The organism is Mycoavidus sp. SF9855, from assembly GCF_024582735.1.
In the GTDB taxonomy this organism is placed as follows: Bacteria; Pseudomonadota; Gammaproteobacteria; order Burkholderiales; family Burkholderiaceae; genus Mycoavidus.
Map to the genome: position 1 here is coordinate 1,634,980 of NZ_CP102085.1, position 14,052 is coordinate 1,649,031.

Consider the following 14,052-nt stretch of genomic DNA (forward strand, 5'->3'; position numbering starts at 1 on the left):
ATCCTTACCTTCCCTTTTTACAATAGATCAGAAATGCTATCGCGCACAATGCAAAATAAACCATGTAAGTCGCAGCGTATGCTTGCACAGCCCCAAGCGCACCACCAGATGGAATCAAACAGTGCGAAAAAAACGTGAGCAAGCCAAATTGGCTGATTTCTGTCAACACACAAAAACGCAGCGAGGCTCGCGCAATCACTAGGTAAGCAAACATATAAGCACTGACCTTGAATACATCGCCGCTCAACTGCCACGCAAAAAGATCACGCATTGGCTTAAAATCAGCTGAAAACAATAATTCAATCACGATATCGCGCAGCAGCCATATACTCAAGCTCATCACTAATGCCAGTGGTAACAAGAAGCATTGAGCACGACCGATTTCACGCGCGAGGCCTATCTTATTTTTTTGCCTAGCCAGCATGGGCAGCAAATATACGGTAAAAGGCGCCGTGATAAATTGCAAATAAGCCATGGAGATCTGACTCACTCCCTGCCACAGGCCAACTTCGTCCCAACCATGACGAGCTGCCAAGAGCTCTCTCATCATGGCGTAGGCCAGCGGCAGCATAATGCGCCATTGCAGTAAATTTGCATAAGCCGCGAGCCAGCGTGCTGTCCCATCTTGGCTTCAGCGATACGATACCGCGCTTAAACAGCATGACTCCTGCCGGCAAAACCAATAACGCTGGTGCTAAAGCTAATCCAATCAATGCACTAGAGTAGTCACCGAGACGAAATGCGAGCCAACATACCCCTAGGCCTAGCAGACTGCCAGCGATCACCGACAGCGCATTGCCCCTCGCATCACACTGACCTTTCAGGATGGCCAGAAACAAATTGGCGTAAGCAATACCGAACTGGATGAAGGCTATCGCCCACACGACACTCTGCAAATCTTCACGACCAAACAGCAGTTGACTCAGAGGAGCTGCCGCCAAGATAAACAACAGCGCCAGTACACACGAGAAGCCAAACACTATAATAGAAGACGTGCCGAGCAGACGGCGTAAGCGGACCGGATCATGCTGAAATTCGGCGACGTATTTAGTCACTCCGTTGTAAATACCGGCGCCTGAAAGTACGCCCAACAGAGTAACCAGCGCTATAAAATTTCCAGCGCGACCCATGCCATCCGGACCAAAAGCGTGCGCCATCCACTTAACGACCAGCAGCCCCAATCCCATTTTAATCAGGGTGGCAGCCGCAGACCAGGCTAATGCCCGCCCCATGGATAGTTCAGACAAAATAGCTCACAAACGCACTTTTCACAGCATGATGGTTAATCGTGAAAAACGGCCAGGCGAAAGGTTGACGCAACTGCGCGCCTAAACACTCACAGTTGGCCACGATAGTGATAACTAGCGTATTTGCATAATCTCGCCAAACGCCCAATGCGGGTTGGCTGGGCCAGCACTCGGTAGAGCCACTCTAAACCTAAGGATTGCCACACTTTGGGAGCTCGTTTAACCGTACCGCTAAAGACATCGAAGGTGCCACCGACCCCCATATACAATGCATTTGGATAAATTTGCTGGCAGCAGCGCATAAAGAGCTCTTGTTTAGGCGAACCCAGAGCAACCGTGACCAGCGCGGCACCACTCTCTTGAATCGCTTGAAACAGTGCTGAGCGCTCTTCATCTTTAAAGTAGCCACTATGGCTACCCACAATCTTGACGCCCCAAGCCGCCACCAGCTTCTGCTCTACTTTGGCTAACACCTCGGGCTTACCGCCTACGAGAAATACCGGTATGCGTCGCAAGCCGGCGCTTCTCATCAAAGCTTGCCACAAATCGACGCCAGCGATGCGCTGCAGACAGGATGCTGCGGCATACTTTCGCTTAATCGAACGAACAATGCTGATGCCATCGGCATATTTGTATTCGGCAGATTTAATTAGCTCGCTGAGGAGCGGATTTTGTTCCGCTAAAATTATTTTTTCAGCGTTAATCGCAACTAGCATACCCGTTTTCAATGCACCATCGGCCAGCAGGTAATCGACAAATTGAGCTTGCTCCTGAAAACCCCAAATGCCAATGCCGCGAATATCATATTTTGGAATAGCCCTCATCAAACGCCTCCGATTTTTTTCTGCCTGTGCCGGCCAGCTATCAATAAACGGTACAACAATTTGGCCAATAGCAGGCATGAGCCAAAGACCAAACAATAGAATCCTAGGCGCGAAACAAAGGCATCTAATCCTTCCCTGACCAAAATAATAATGTGAAATAACAGGCCAAAGCAAAAAGCCTGCATCGTAACGCTCGTATAGCGATTCTGCGCATATCTGGCCGCGCGATATAAGCCATCAAGCCCTCTAATAATCAGGCCGACCACCATCGCCCCCAGCACAAAAGACCACCCCCCCCCCATAATCAGAAGCGATCCAATCAGGGTGGGTGAAATTGCTACAGCAAAGTATTGCCGTATCTGCCAAGTAAAATAATTGGCCGTATTCAGCACTAGGTTCGGACGTTCAGGCCATAACCATTGAGGAATATAGACATAGAAATCGCGGACAATCGGCGCTAACCCCTGGAAATCGATTTCACGGTACTTCTCTAATAACAGCGCCAGACTTTCCCAAGGCGAAAAAGTGTCGCGCGTTAGATAAAGCAGCGTCTCTATCCGCTCCGCACCCTGAACGTTTAGCCCGTAACGCTGTAACGCCAGCCACGTCATCACGCCAATCGCGGCCACCCCAGCAAACAGCAGTGTTCTAAGCCGGATATGATGATCGGCAATACCAATAAATAAAAACAAGGCGAATGACAAAGCGATATTGGCGCGTGTGCCCCCAACCGCAAAATAACTGAGTACGCCAAAGCTAATGGTTGCGACAAGAAACATTAGCCAAGATTTAACGCTTGGCCGCAGGAAATAAAGCACCAGCATAGCGGGTATAAAAAAATAGAAAAGGCGCTTAAGGGGAAGTAAAAAAAGGTCTTTAGAAAAGAGGCGTTGACCATAGCTACGCGAGCTAAAAAATAGCCAGCCATTATTTAGAATGAAGATAACCAACGCCACTACAGCAAGCAACGTCAGAAGCACCCACAGCAAATGCGTTTCTTCACGCTTCATGGTGAACAAGGATGACCCTGAACGCCAAAACGGTGGCAGCTTAACTTTGTAGGTGGCGTAGTAAAGAGTATAAAAACCCGCCGGCAACAGCAACGCATAAGCTAGATAACTCGGTGGTGAGATAGGTAAACCAAAATGCAGCACTAGCCAACAAGAGAACGGAAAACCAAGATAAAAAGTGGATAGATAAGCCAGCGAAAAGCATAGATTAAAACTAAATCCGACTAAGCGGAACTCACGATAAACAAGAGTCAGCACAAATGCACCGGCTGCCAACCAGAGCATTAAAAGAATCAGGAAATTAGCCAGCGTCATCGAGAGTCTCTCCATTGGCAATCACCAACGTGCGTTGCCAGTCTGTGATGTAATTCGGATTGAAAAAGGCAATCTGGGTCTGATCTAGCTGAGTCATTCGGTGCTGAGTTTCACGCACCCTCTCAGGGCTCAAGTCATCGCCATGAAATAACACCGGTACGCGCTGCTCAGCAAGGTCTTGCTGGAAAGGATTTTGCCGGCTGATGACAAATGGAATACAGAGTTGGATCAACAAGCATAGGGTGCCAACCCCCTGCTGCCGATTAAACAGAAAATAGCCCAAATCACATGGCATTAAGAGCTTTCTGTACTCGTTAAAATCAATTACTTTATTGATGAACTCGACCTGCTCCGGCGCGAATAATTTTTCAGCTTCCGCGCGAATTTCATGGCCATATAAATCGTTGCCCAATGGATAGCCAAAAGGCAGCAGGATACGCACTTGCTTGCCAAATTTCTGGTAAATCGCCCGCAATCCTTCAATATGACGATTCGAGCGATCGCCAGAGTTGCCCAGCAAAATCGTCAGCCGCTGCGTTGCAGGTTTCGGCAAACGAGGGAGATTTTGCGCCAGTGGCATACGGGTCGGAAAATAAAGCAGCTGCATAGGAACGTGCGGATAGCGCTGCCGATAATAAGCCAGGTCTCCGCGGGTAGCAAACACCCGTCCAACACGCCCTTGTACGCAGCGCCTTAACACATAAAACAGCTTAAATCGAAATCCTGCTGAATCTTCATAAAGATCTGCCCCCCAAATATGCCAGCTCACTTGTGCTGCACGAATGCGGCCAGTCAGGAGCAGGAGCCAAATACCTAGATTAAACTGACCATGAAAAAAGAAGCGCTGCTCACGGCATTTTTTTGCCAGCACGGCCACGGCCTTCGCCAGTGCTCGTTTATCCGGTAACACTCTGACCTGCAATGCCGGGTAATTGCCCAATTGCGCCGGCTCTCGAGCCACTACCCAAAAACATAACGGCATTTGAGAGTGCGGCAACTTTGGTGCCAGTATGTCATTAAAAAAGCTCAGCACTGTCCGATTGTGGTGCTCAATATCAGAACCCAAAATATGGATGACAGACACTCACTCCCCCCTTTTGCAATAGATGAAAAATACGTATAAACATAAAGCAAAATGAACTGCGTAAGTCACCGCGTAAGCCTGTACAGTGCCAAGCGCACCGCCGCTTGGAATCAACCAGTACGAAAATAATAAGAGCAAACTAAACTGGACAATTTCTGCTAATACATAAAAACGTAGGGAGGCTTTTGCAATGATTAAATAACCGAACACATAAGCACCGACCTTGAACACATCACCGCTCAGCTGCCATGCAAAAAGATCACGCATCGGCCTAAATTCAGCGGAAAACAATAATTCAATCACCACATCGCGCAATAGCCACACACTTAAACTCAAGCCGAGTGCCAGCGGTAACAAAAATCGTTGCACACGGCTAATTTCATACGCCAACTCTTTTTTGGTTTTGTGCCTAGCAAGTGTTGGCAGCAAATACACTGTAAAAGGGGCTGTAATCAATTGTAGATAAGCATCCGATATCTTGTTCACCCCCTGCCAAATGCCCACCTCCTCCCAACTATAATGCGTCGCCAGCAGCTGCCTTATCATGACATAAGCAATTGGTAGCGTGAGCGAAGTGATAACTGCCATCGCGGTAAATTTGAACAGACCACGAGCGAGTTGGCTATCCCATGTTAGCTTTAACCCATGCCACGGTACGAACTTGCGTTTAAGCAACGCTATTGCTGCCGGCACAATCAACAACGCCGGCAGCAACGCTAAGCCGATGAGTGCCCCCGGATAGCCACCTAGACGGCAAGCCATCCAATATGCCCCCAGACCGAACAGATTGCCAATCATGACCGATAGTGCAACGCCCTGCGCATCGCACCGACCTCTTAGAATGGCCAAAAACAAATTAGCAAAGGCAATACCAAATTGAATAAAGGCCACGACTCGCAGCACCCCCTGCAAATCTTCGCGGCCAAACAATAATCGACTTAGAGGAGCAGCAGCCACTATCAGCACAAGCGCCAGCAACGTTGCTGAGCCAAGCACGATCAGTGCAGAGGTGCCAAACAAACGGTGCAAGCGAACTGCATCAAACTGAAATTCAGCAACGTATTTGGTCACCCCATTGTAAATACCCGCGCCAGATAACACGCCTAACACCGTGATCAGCGTCATAAAATTTCCGGCGCAGCCTACCCCCTCTGGGCCAAAGGTAAGCGCCAACAATTTGATGAGCAGGAGTCCCACGGCCAATTTGATCAGGATGGCAGCCGTAGACCAGACCGAGGCTCGCGCTAAAGATAATTTAGGCAAAGGCCACTCACATTTGCATGGCTGAGTTCAACTCCATGATTTAACCACACTCCGTCTGCCCCCTTATTAGAGTTTTCTATCTTCGTGCTCTCCACAAACGGGGTCGATATGGCGACCGCCTCGTTTGCACTCTAAAATCTCCATCCTATTTTTTAGCGATGTTATTCTAGCGTAGAATGATGCGAGAAAAAATCCGATGTTTAAACAGCACCATTTGTTAAGTCTATCTCCGCACGGATGACTTCAAATCAAAGGCAAACAATCGATGAAAAAAATATTAACTGTTTTTGGCACGCGCCCGGAAGCCATCAAAATGGCACCGGTTGTGCGTGCTCTTAGCAAACATACTCAATTTGAAGCTAAAGTGTGCGTTACCGCACAACACCGGCAGATGCTTGATCAAGTATTGAATCTTTTCAATATCAAGCCCGATTTCGATCTAAATATCATGCGGCCAGGGCAGAATCTCTTCTCCATCACAGCCAACATCTTAGAAAGCTTCAAACCTGTGCTAATGGAATACCAACCTGATTTTGTTCTGGTCCATGGCGATACTGCAACGACCTTTGCCGCCTCGCTAACGGCTTATTACTTGAAAATTCCGGTCGCGCATGTCGAGGCGGGTTTGCGCACCGGCAACTTGTATTCACCCTGGCCAGAAGAGGCCAATCGTAGATTAACCGGCACCCTGGCGCATTTACATTTCGCCCCCACAGCGCAATCACGCGACAATCTTCTGAAAGAAAATATCGCCGCTGAGCGTATCGTGGTAACCGGAAATACCGTAATTGATGCACTCTTAGAGGTTAAACAAAAAATCGTCAGCGACCCTCAACTGGCCACTAGCCTTGTCAAACAATTCCCCCAGCTCAATAGCACACGACGGCTGGTTCTCATTACCGGACATCGCAGAGAGAATTTCGGCGATGGCTTCGAACGTATTTGTACAGCCATCGCAACCCTTTCCAAACGCTACCCCAAGGTCGATTTCGTTTATCCGGTTCATCTTAATCCGCATGTGCAAGAACCCGTCCAACGCACCCTCAAAGGAATCAGCAATATTCACTTGATTGAGCCACTGGACTATTTGCCGTTCGTCTACCTAATGATGCGCTCAACGCTGATCCTCACCGACTCGGGAGGCGTGCAAGAAGAAGCCTCATCGCTTGGCAAGCCAGTCTTGCTCATGCGAGAAAATACAGAGCGCCCCGAAGCATTAGAGGCCGGTCTCGTACGTCTGGTCAATACGGATATCGATACCTTGTGCCAACAGGTTAGTCTGCTGCTTGATGACCTAACCGAATATGACCAGATAACGTCGCACGCGCATAACTTATATGGCGATGGCAAAGCATCTGAGCGCATCGTGCAAACGTTAGCTGCCTACCAAGCATAATTAGACACTGGCCAAACACGGTGGGCAATGCACTCGACCCGCATCATAAATTGATCAAGGGTTGGCAAATTTTTTGCTTAAAAAATTTCTATGAAACAGACGAATTTTAAGAAAATATGTGTAGTCGGTCTTGGCTACATTGGCCTACCTACTGCCGCGATACTGGCTTCCCGGAAAGTCAAAGTAGCCGGCGTCGATATCAACTCCCACACAGTCGACACGATTAATGCGGGAAAGATTCATATTGTTGAACCCGAGCTTGACATCATCGTGCGCGCAGTGGTGCAAGAAGGCTATTTAAAAGCTTCAACTCAACCTGAAACAGCCGATGCCTTCATCATCGCCGTGCCAACCCCCATTAAGAAGGATCATCAACCTGATCTAAGTTATGTGCGCGCAGCAGCCGAATCAATCGCCCCGGTACTCAAGCCAGGTGATCTGGTGATCTTGGAGTCGACCTCCCCCGTGGGAACCACCGATCAGATGATCGCCTGGCTCAAAATAGCTCGACCCGATTTAGCCTTTCCTACTACTCATCAAGAAAACGAAATACCTGATGTCAATATCGCGTATTGCCCTGAGCGCGTGCTACCCGGCCAAGTCATACGCGAGCTGGTTCAAAACGATCGTATTATCGGCGGCATAACAGCCCGCTGCGCCCAGCGCGCGCAAGCCTTATATCGTGTCTTTGTTACGGGAGAACTTCTGACCACCAACGCCCGCACAGCAGAAATGGCGAAGCTGACAGAAAACGCTTTCCGTGATGTCAATATTGCATTTGCGAATGAACTTTCGCTGATTTGCGACCAACTCAGCATTAATGTATGGGAGTTGATTAAACTCGCCAATCATCATCCCCGGGTGAATATACTACAGCCAGGTCCGGGCGTAGGTGGCCATTGCATTGCGGTTGACCCTTGGTTTATCGTCAGTCGCTCACCTGAGCAGGCAAAGCTTATTCGGACCGCCCGACAAATCAATGACCATAAGCCAGAATGGGTGATTAACAAAGTTAACGAAGCGATTGATCAATGTCTGGCAAGTGGTCAACGCGCAGCCCGCCAAGAAGTTGTCGTTGCCTTACTGGGATTAGCGTTTAAGCCTAATATTGATGATTTTCGAGAAAGCCCGGCAGCTCATATTGCAAAAAAACTACTCGCTACTTCAGAGGCGAGCTTTATTGTGGTTGAACCTTTTATTGACCAGTTGCCGGCCGATCTGGCCCACGCCCACTTGGCAGATTTAGAACCAGCGCTAGCCGCAGCCGATGTCATCGCCGTCTTAGTCAAGCATGATTGTTTCAAAGCCATGATCAAACTGCTTAAACACCCGGCGCGCCTAGTCGATGCTGTAGGGATCTTAGAAGACGCTGAGCAGCTTCAATAGCTTCTTTAGCAGTCATCAAATAGAGAGCGTTCCCTCAATGCGGACTCTAGTACTGGATGGCGGTGCGACCGCATTAAGCTTGCCTTCCTCGATACGCCCTGTCTCAAGCAAAAATGAAGGCGGGGTAAAAGCGGCCGGAGCCAGTAAAATTTTGCCGCGAACAAAATGGACATGAGTAGCTTGATAGTGATTCACCCCATCCACTAACTGAATATGCGCTACGTTTGCATGCGCTACGATGCTGCGGTAAGGCCCTAAACGCCAATGGATAAGGCGATCATTGCCAACGCGAGACAATAGAGCGCCTTGATTGGCGGTATTTGACAAGACGGCATTACCGGCTAGGGTGAAGTGCTGTTCAGCGGTACCGGTTAAACACAGGGCAACATTTTCAATGCGGCACGCATCTAGGGTAATATTATGCGCCGCGATCCACAGAGAAGCGCTTGCTCGATTGCCCTCAAAAGTGCAATTATTGAAGAAAATAGCACTGTGAGCATGCACAGAATTTCTTTCGACTGGCGGCAAGTGCGTTTGGCAATACCGGCCGAGAGGATCTTCTGCGCTGCTGGTTAAATCATGCCGGCTATCGAGCCTAAAACTACAGCCATTGAAGGTATTCGACCGGCAAGATAAAGCCGTATGCTGAACCAAGGTCAGCTCACTAGCCACCGTGCAGCCTCGCAGTTGAACCCCATCCGCATTAAGTCGCATAATGCCGGTATTGGACCGGCCAGCCACGTGCAACACATGGACATCATCCAATGTTAGGTCAGTGACTTTCTCATTGGCAATAAAAAGTGTACAGGTATGGTTGCGTACCGTAATGCGTTTGGCTGAAGCGCCCCACTGCTTGCCTGAATTAGCAAAAGATATCGCACCCGCATTCCCTGCATAGACTAGGTCATGCTCATATTGTCCGTGCGTCACAAAGGCGCCATCATGATCACCGTTGCTATGACAATTTTCTACGGTGCAATATGCACTCGAAACAAAATCATTCAGATGCCGAGCATTGGCAGAACTGCACTCCAAAATATGTCCGTAAAGACAATGGATATGCTGGGTTAAGTAGCCAGCGCCGCCATGCTTTATGTTGACCGGATTGGTTAATGAGCACCGTTCAGTGCGAAAGAATGCGCACCAGCGCCTGATAATGACGCTCCAGAAAGTTGCCTTTGCATGAATTGCCGATACATTACAAGACACTGCATATTCAAACGCAATAGGGTGAGAGCCGGTATTTGGAGTCGTGCCATGCCCGATAAAGCGCATATTGCTAATATGGACCTGTTCAATCACACTCACCTGCGTCCAACGGATCTGCCGCCCTGCGAACAAAGGCCAGCCATTTTTATAATTAACCCGAACCTGCTTGGCATCAATAATGTGTGTAATTTGGACTAATTTTTGCAGCTCTTTTGCTAAAGGCTCACCCGGTGCGTCAGACTCAAGCTGATACCACTGCCCAACAGAAAACGTGCTTGCATCGCTAACCGGAAAAATATCAGTCTGTTCCGGCAATACTGCATTCAGGGTAACAGTATCCGTATTGGCAGCAGGCTTACCACTAAAAAACAGCACCGCAGCCAAAGCGTTAATCTGTTTCGCGCCAACCGGCTCTATCCCGCGCGTAGTTACCGTTTGACCTCCAAAATCCAGCGTGAGGTTGCTACGATAAAAATGGTGGCGGCGAACAAAATTGAGTGGCGTATGCGCCTCGATACGATGAATCGTAGGATCATTCACCATCGCTGCCAGCGCATCATCTGCATTCATCTCTGCATTAAAAACACCAAATTGCCTAAAATCAACAACTCCTTCATGCAGTTGAAGCCAGCGACCTTTAGCCTGACTCACAGCAGCAATAACCGTGCCACCGTTGATCATACGTTCAGAAAATGCATCCCAATAAACCAGCATCCCTCCGCCATCGCCAGCACTGTAATAGCCTAATGTGATGACCACCGTACCGTCCCCCGGCTGCGTAAGACCTAATTCGATCAAAGCGGCAACCGACGCAACATGCTTGATCGCATGTGCCGAGAGTGTTGATTTTAAAGGCGCCAGAGCGAACCCACCGGCGGCCATGCCTAAAGCTGTGCTTAAAAAATAACGGCGCGTCATAAGTAATCTCTCCTCTCCCTTAAAACGAATCATATTCGAAGAAATTGATTTTTTATCCAGTTTCCCCTATAAGTGGAAATGAGTAAAAAATAGAATCCGTGGGTCTTCTGCATAATGAATCTGATTAAAGAAGAGTTCCTTTAAACGTGTTGTAGCTAGAAAAATATTGACTATGCTTAATTTCACGCTCAGCTTTACTGTCTCAACCCTGGTCATTTTCTTGATTGTGCGCTATCAGCATTTGCATGAACATTTATCGGCTGACCACAACCTGTCCGGCCCACAAAAAATCCATCAGCAACCCGTACCACGTATCGGCGGCATTGCGATCCTCGCCGGCCTCACCGTAGCCGCCGGTCAGCTTTACCTCAACGATCCGCGCCTTTCGTTGAGCATATTATCCCTCGCCGCCTGCGGACTGCCGACTTTTTTAGCAGGCCTCACTGAAGACTTAACTAAACGCGTAACGCCATTCATTCGCCTCAGCTGTACGATAGTTGCTGCCGGCCTGGCCTATTTCTTGCTTGACCTTTATGTGACACGCACCGGCATCGCCCTGCTTGACTCAGTCATTGCTTATCCGGCTATCGGCTGCTGCTTTACCCTACTTGTGGTAGCAGGCCTCGCCAACGCGATTAATTACATCGACGGCACTAATGGCTTAGCTGCAATGATTACGTTTATGATGTCTGCATCGCTTGCCTATGTTGCACACCAAGTCTCTGACACGGCCATACTTTCGGCATCACTGATTATGATGGGAGCCATTCTCGGTTTTTTTATTTGGAATTTTCCGACTGGACGGATTTTTATGGGCGATGGTGGCGCTTATTTCATTGGCTTTATGTTAGGTGAATTATCTATTTTATTGGTTATGCACCATCCTGAGGTTTCTGCTTGGTATCCCGCCTTAATGCTACTTTACCCAATTTTTGAACTGTGTTTCTCAATCTATCGTAGACGCTTCTTACACGGCACCCCAGTCATCTTAGCAGATGATCGGCATTTACATACGTTGATTTACAAACGGCTCATGCGTCCAACGGCGAACGTACAAGGTACGCGCACGCTGACCCAGTGTAATGCACTGACGGCACCTTATCTTTGGCTGTTATATTTGATTGCGGTGGTACCTGCGACACTCTTTTGGCAGCATACCGCCGTGCTAGTTTGCTTCGCTATAGTGTTTATCGTAGCTTACGTCTGGCTTTATGCCAGTATTGTGCGGTTTAAGACACCATGGTGGCTATTGTTTGGGCGACATCGCACACGCCTGCAAGCCGGCAAACGCTCCCACTAATGATGAGCCTACGCTAGCAGCCAGCTTGAAGGCATTGACCCGTAGCAGGTGCTGTTCAGCCCGTCACGCCCACACAGCACTTCGCTCAGAAAATTTTACTGAGATACGCAGGCGCAGCAAGGATGCTTCAGGCAAAGTAGCGGGTCACAGCGTTTATCACAGTGCGGTGGGCCATATCTGTCATGTTATAGAAAAGCGGCAGCCGCACTAAACGCTCACTCTCTTTGGTTGTGTATCTGTCATCACCGTGGAAGACACCAAACTTCTGCCCCGCAGGAGAGCTATGCAGTGGAACGTAGTGAAAAACAGCCAGAATACCGGCGTCGCGCATCGCGCTAATAAAAGCATTACGATCTTTGATATCACGCAGTTTGAGATAAAACATATGTGCGTTGTGGTCGCAGTCTGGCGCAATCACAGGCAGTTCAATGCGCCCTTGCTGCGCCAAAGACTGAAATGCCTGAAAATAGCCGTGCCACAGTTCAAGACGGCGCGCGTTGATCTGCTCGACTGCCTCTAGCTGCGCCCACAGATAGGCTGCCTGTAAATCAGACATCAGATAGCTAGAACCGATGTCTCGCCACGTATATTTATCCGTCTGACCACGCAGGAATTGGTTGCGATTTGTCCCTTTTTGACGAATAATTTCCGCCCGTTCGACCTGTTCAGCCTGGTTGATCAAGATAGCGCCACCTTCCCCACCCGCGGTAAAGTTCTTGGTTTCGTGAAAACTGTAACAACCAATGTGGCCGATACTCCCCAGCGCACGACCTTTATAAGTGGCAGCTACCCCTTGTGCGGCGTCTTCTACTACCCACAGCTGATGTTTGTCAGCAAGCGCCATAATGGCATCCATCTCACAAGCAACGCCTGCATAGTGAATTGGAACGATAGCTCGAGTTCTGCTGGTGAGTGCCGCTTCAATCCGAGTCTCGTCTATATTCATGGTGTCAGGACGCACATCAACAAAGACAATTTTGGCGCCACGCAGCACAAAAGCATTAGCGGTGGAGACAAAAGTAAAACTGGGCATCACCACTTCGTCGCCTGGCTGAATATCGAGCAAGATAGCCGCCATTTCCAGCGCTGCCGTACAAGAGGGGGTCAGTAGCACTTTGTGGGTGTTAGTATACTGTTCAAACCACTGTTGGCAGCGTTGCGTAAAGTTACCATCACCATTTAGCACATTGCTGGCTAACACAGATTGGATATGGCCTAATTCAGTGCCGACCAGAGCTGGGATATTAAATGGAATCATCATCTCACTTATATAGCCAATAGGAAATTCCGGCCAGCTGAGCGCCACTAGCAATATAAAAGCTCATCGCACTCAGATGGCTGGTTTGAGTTGCCACGCTCAACTGCTTGACATTGCGCGCCGCACACCAGTGCCGCGCAGCCTTGATTAATACTTTACCTAAGCCGCGGCCAGTCAAATCGGGGCGGACGGCTAACAAGCCAATACGAGCTGCATCGTGCGTCAACTTGCGCAAAGTGACAAAACCATGAATGCCGTTTGTGTCTTCAATCACCAGGCATGCATGATCGAAGAAACCGCGCACCGCGTTTTCTGCCCAGACTTGGTAGAAGCGATCACGCTCCTCCTCCGTGTACCAAGGCGCACGAAAGCGGCTAGCAGAAAATAGCCCTTTGGCGACGGCACGTATAGCCAAGATATCCGGTTCAGAGGCAATACGATAATTTTGCTTATCGGCTAACGCGTTAATCGGTAAGCTAAAATCAGCCTCACCTTCGATAAATTGGAAACCAAGCTTAACCAGCTGATCCAATAAGTCGAGTCGATTAGCTGGAATCTTGCTTTGTACAATATCGAAGTCTGTAAACACTATTTGCGCTGGCGGCACGCCTTGACTATCAAAAACAAACCTAGCACACTTGCGAGCGAAAAATTCACTCTCCCATACGAGCGGCTCAAGTTGGACGCGCAACGGGTGCTCTTGATTGCATTGTGCAGGTGCGCGTTGTGGTTCAATGATGCGATCTAATAGCACTGCAACGCTCCCCTGATTAGAATTTTTTTTACCCGTTCTCTACGAACGCGACATAGCTAGCGTTCGTTCCAAAGCCCCCCGACTCCGA

12 protein-coding genes are annotated in these 14,052 nt (G+C 48.9%); 3 read left to right on the forward strand and 9 right to left on the reverse strand.

Going from position 1 to position 14,052, the window contains the following annotated elements:
* Nucleotides 1–4: 4 nt before the first annotated feature.
* The 6 genes from NQD60_RS09195 to wzxE all read right to left on the reverse strand — a co-directional run bounded on the left by NQD60_RS09195 (nucleotide 5) and on the right by wzxE (nucleotide 5,743).
* Nucleotides 5–424, reverse strand: coding sequence for a hypothetical protein (locus tag NQD60_RS09195; protein ID WP_368736106.1), 420 nt, complete (start codon nucleotides 422–424; stop codon nucleotides 5–7).
* Nucleotides 414–1,247, reverse strand: coding sequence for an oligosaccharide flippase family protein (locus NQD60_RS09200; RefSeq protein ID WP_368736107.1), 834 nt, complete (start codon nucleotides 1,245–1,247; stop codon nucleotides 414–416). Before NQD60_RS09200 ends, NQD60_RS09195 begins: the two co-directional genes overlap by 11 nt.
* Nucleotides 1,248–1,336: 89 nt before the next feature.
* Nucleotides 1,337–2,071 carry a lipopolysaccharide N-acetylmannosaminouronosyltransferase gene (gene wecG, locus NQD60_RS06445; protein WP_257100129.1) on the reverse strand — a complete coding sequence of 245 codons (735 nt, stop codon included), beginning with the start codon at nucleotides 2,069–2,071 and terminating at the stop codon, nucleotides 1,337–1,339.
* The gene (gene wzyE, locus NQD60_RS06450) at nucleotides 2,071–3,396 is read right to left on the reverse strand and encodes an ECA oligosaccharide polymerase (protein WP_257100130.1); all 1,326 of its coding nucleotides are present in this window, start codon (nucleotides 3,394–3,396) and stop codon (nucleotides 2,071–2,073) included. The genes wecG and wzyE overlap by 1 nt, the downstream gene beginning before the upstream one ends.
* A complete protein-coding gene (locus NQD60_RS06455; RefSeq protein ID WP_257100131.1) occupies nucleotides 3,383–4,480 on the reverse strand; it encodes a TDP-N-acetylfucosamine:lipid II N-acetylfucosaminyltransferase in 1,098 nt (365 codons plus the stop codon). Before NQD60_RS06455 ends, wzyE begins: the two co-directional genes overlap by 14 nt.
* Complete coding sequence (wzxE, locus tag NQD60_RS06460; protein WP_257100132.1) at nucleotides 4,481–5,743, reverse strand: lipid III flippase WzxE; 1,263 nt, start codon at nucleotides 5,741–5,743, stop codon at nucleotides 4,481–4,483.
* Nucleotides 5,744–6,008: 265 nt separating this feature from the next.
* Here wzxE and wecB point away from each other — a divergent pair, with 265 nt between their 5' ends.
* Together wecB and wecC are read left to right on the forward strand one after the other, a co-directional pair.
* On the forward strand, nucleotides 6,009–7,139 hold the full coding sequence (gene wecB, locus NQD60_RS06465; protein ID WP_257100133.1) for a non-hydrolyzing UDP-N-acetylglucosamine 2-epimerase: 1,131 nt from the start codon (nucleotides 6,009–6,011) through the stop codon (nucleotides 7,137–7,139).
* A gap of 90 nt (nucleotides 7,140–7,229) precedes the next feature.
* Nucleotides 7,230–8,525, forward strand: a complete 1,296-nt coding sequence (gene wecC, locus NQD60_RS06470) for a UDP-N-acetyl-D-mannosamine dehydrogenase (RefSeq protein ID WP_257100134.1) — start codon at nucleotides 7,230–7,232, stop codon at nucleotides 8,523–8,525.
* A 15-nt stretch (nucleotides 8,526–8,540) separates the two neighbouring features.
* Here wecC and NQD60_RS06475 read toward each other — a convergent pair whose 3' ends face one another.
* Entirely contained in the window at nucleotides 8,541–10,652 is a 2,112-nt protein-coding gene (locus tag NQD60_RS06475) for a hypothetical protein (RefSeq protein ID WP_257100135.1), read from the reverse strand.
* A gap of 172 nt (nucleotides 10,653–10,824) precedes the next feature.
* Here NQD60_RS06475 and NQD60_RS06480 point away from each other — a divergent pair, with 172 nt between their 5' ends.
* Entirely contained in the window at nucleotides 10,825–11,952 is a 1,128-nt protein-coding gene (locus NQD60_RS06480) for a glycosyltransferase (protein WP_257100136.1), read from the forward strand.
* Nucleotides 11,953–12,079: 127 nt separating this feature from the next.
* Here NQD60_RS06480 and rffA read toward each other — a convergent pair whose 3' ends face one another.
* Nucleotides 12,080–13,210, reverse strand: a complete 1,131-nt coding sequence (gene rffA / locus NQD60_RS06485; protein ID WP_257101284.1) for a dTDP-4-amino-4,6-dideoxygalactose transaminase — start codon at nucleotides 13,208–13,210, stop codon at nucleotides 12,080–12,082.
* 4 nt (nucleotides 13,211–13,214) lie between these two features.
* On the reverse strand, nucleotides 13,215–13,964 hold the full coding sequence (gene rffC, locus NQD60_RS06490; protein WP_257100137.1) for a dTDP-4-amino-4,6-dideoxy-D-galactose acyltransferase: 750 nt from the start codon (nucleotides 13,962–13,964) through the stop codon (nucleotides 13,215–13,217).
* Nucleotides 13,965–14,052 lie beyond the last annotated feature (88 nt).

What these genes read in the sequence shown, in the direction of transcription:
- NQD60_RS06480 (WP_257100136.1), top strand. Translation starts at nt 10,825, where the DNA reads ATGCTTAATTTCACGCTCAGCTTTACTGTCTCAACCCTGGTCATTTTC.
- NQD60_RS09195 (WP_368736106.1), bottom strand. Translation starts at nt 424, where the DNA reads ATGCTGGCTAGGCAAAAAAATAAGATAGGCCTCGCGCGTGAAATCGGT.
- wecC (WP_257100134.1), top strand. Translation starts at nt 7,230, where the DNA reads ATGAAACAGACGAATTTTAAGAAAATATGTGTAGTCGGTCTTGGCTAC.
- wecB (WP_257100133.1), top strand. Translation starts at nt 6,009, where the DNA reads ATGAAAAAAATATTAACTGTTTTTGGCACGCGCCCGGAAGCCATCAAA.
- wecG (WP_257100129.1), bottom strand. Translation starts at nt 2,071, where the DNA reads ATGAGGGCTATTCCAAAATATGATATTCGCGGCATTGGCATTTGGGGT.
- NQD60_RS06475 (WP_257100135.1), bottom strand. Translation starts at nt 10,652, where the DNA reads ATGACGCGCCGTTATTTTTTAAGCACAGCTTTAGGCATGGCCGCCGGT.
- wzyE (WP_257100130.1), bottom strand. Translation starts at nt 3,396, where the DNA reads ATGACGCTGGCTAATTTCCTGATTCTTTTAATGCTCTGGTTGGCAGCC.
- rffA (WP_257101284.1), bottom strand. Translation starts at nt 13,210, where the DNA reads ATGATTCCATTTAATATCCCAGCTCTGGTCGGCACTGAATTAGGCCAT.